The 2,160-nt window shown below is 74.9% G+C and carries 1 protein-coding gene; it reads right to left on the bottom strand.

The genetic code is table 11. From position 1 onward, the window contains the following. Window positions 1-1,935: TPM domain-containing protein (locus BFF77_RS31820; RefSeq protein ID WP_066956992.1), on the bottom strand; the 1,935-nt coding region annotated here is incomplete at its 3' end. Window positions 1,936-2,160: the final 225 nt, after the last annotated feature.

Here is a 2,160-nt window from a genome sequence, read left to right as displayed (position 1 = left end):
CCCCGCCCCCTGCGCCCCGCCCATGCCGTACCGGCTCCCGTACGAGGCCACATCCTGCTCGGCGAGGTACTGGGCCTCCCGGGCCAGTTCGTCCGCGAGCTGTGTCTCGGCCAGCGCGGCCTGTACGTCGGCGCCGGCCGCCGCGTGCCCCCGCTCCAGCCGCCGCTGCGCCTCCACCAGCCGGGTACGCGCCTGGCTGCCCACCGCTCCCCGATGGGTGGTGATGTAGTCGGAGGCGGCGCCGATGGCCGAGCGCGCGCCGAGCGTCGCCTGGTCGAGGAGCGTGCCGGCCCGTCGGACGCCCTGCTCGCGCTCGCGGGCCCCGGCCAGCGCCTCGTCCAGCACCGCGTCGGTCTCCTCGACCCGGCGCAGCGCGTCGATCGGGTCGTACCGCCCCGCGTCCAGTTCACGCCGTACCTCCGCGACCACCGCCTCGGCGCGGCCGATCCGGCCCTGGAGGTCGGCCGTCGACACGCCCGGCGTGGTGCCGCGCAGCAGCCCTCGGGCGTCGGCGAGGTCCGTCTCCGTCTCGGTGAGGGCGCCGGGCAGCTTCCCGGCCGCCTCCGCGAGTTCCAGCGCGCGCCGCTCGACCGCCTCGACGAGGATGGCCGCCTGCCCGACGGCGGCCTCCGCGGCCCGCACATGCACGGCCGCCTTGCCGTTCTCCGCCGCGTCGATGAACCCGCGCGCCTTGTCCAGACCGGCGGAGGCGAACTCCAGCCGGTTCCCGGCCTGCTCGACACTGTCCGCGACGGGCGCGGAGGCGGAGTCGGCGTACTGTTCGCGCAGCGCGGTGAGTGTGCCGCGCGCCGCGGCGGCGCGTCCGCTCAGCTCGCGGAAGGCGGTGCCCGCCGAGTCCAGCGCCTGCGGCGCGTTCCGCTCCATGGCCCGCAGCCGGTCGAAGTCCTCGGACTCCGCGTCCAGCCGGTCGTTGGCCTCCGTACAGCGGGCGACGATCTCGTCCAGCATCCGGCGCCGGGTCGCGTCGTCCTCCGGAACGGCGTCGTCGAGCTGCTGCCGCAGCCGGAACGCCAAGGTCAGCTCGCCCTTCGCGAAGTGCACGGCGTCGGTGAAGGGCGCGGCGGCCTCCTCACCGAACTGCGCGGTCGCGAAACCCAGTTCCTCCTGGCTGGTGCGCAGGGCGTCGTCCGTCTCGACCAGGAGCTTCTTCGCCCGGCCGTCCAGCTCGGGCAGCGGCGTCGGCGGTGGCCGCGGAGCCGCGCCCGGAGCGCCCCGGCCCGGCTCGCCGGCGCGCGCCGGGGCGGAGGCCGCCGCCCGCCGCTTGCGCTTGCCGTAGACGTAGGCCGCGAGGGCCAGGGCCGCGAGTACGACGGCGATGGGCAGCACCAGATTGGTCGCGGCGCCCCCGTTCGCGGCCCTGCCGCCCGGGTCCGGCTCGCCGGGTGTGATGGCGGGCGTGGGTACGGGCCGGCCCGCGAGCACCGCGTCGTATCCGTTCGCCGCGCCGATCGCCGCGCCCGCCCAGTCGTTCTGCCGCAGCGCGGGCTCGACGGCGGTCCTGGCGACATCGGCGAGCTGGGTGTCGGTGAGCGGAGCTCCGGTGTCGGCGGAGTAGGCGTACTGCCGGCCATGGGTCGCGACCGCGAGCAGTATGTCGTCACGGCCGAGGCCACTGCGTACCGCCGTGGTGTCGGCCCAGCTCTGCGGGGAGTGCCCGGAGAAGTCACGGACGTAGGCGACGAAGAGCTGCACGCGGCTGTCCGCGTAGAGGCGGTCGAGGGAATCGGTGACCGCCGCCCCGCGGTCGCCCAGAGCTCCCACCCTGTCGGTGATCTGCCCCTGCCGGGACAGGGTGATCGGGCCCTCGGCCCGGGCGTCCCGCACACCGGGTACGGCCAGGCACCACGCCATGATCAGTACGGCCAGAAGCGTGCGGCCGGCTATGTGCGTCCGGGTGGAGCTCTCGGGAAGCATCACAATTGGGAGGTTATGTCCGCACTGGGTCATTCGCGACCGGAAATGACCATCTCCGATGCGGATGCGCGCCGATATCGGGTGCCCGCTGCCCGGTTCCGGCGCATAGCCTGATCGTCCTCATGACCGGGCGGTCATGACGCACGGGGCTCACGGGGCTCACGGGGCTCATGGCGGCGCGGGGGGCGCGGGGGAGTGGGCTCGGAAATCAGGAAGTCGCGGGAC

The organism is Streptomyces lushanensis (genome assembly GCF_001700515.1).
GTDB classification, from domain to species: domain Bacteria; phylum Actinomycetota; class Actinomycetes; order Streptomycetales; family Streptomycetaceae; genus Streptomyces; species Streptomyces lushanensis.
Note: the sequence above shows the minus strand (reverse complement) of the source record. Positions and strands in the feature narration are given on the sequence as shown.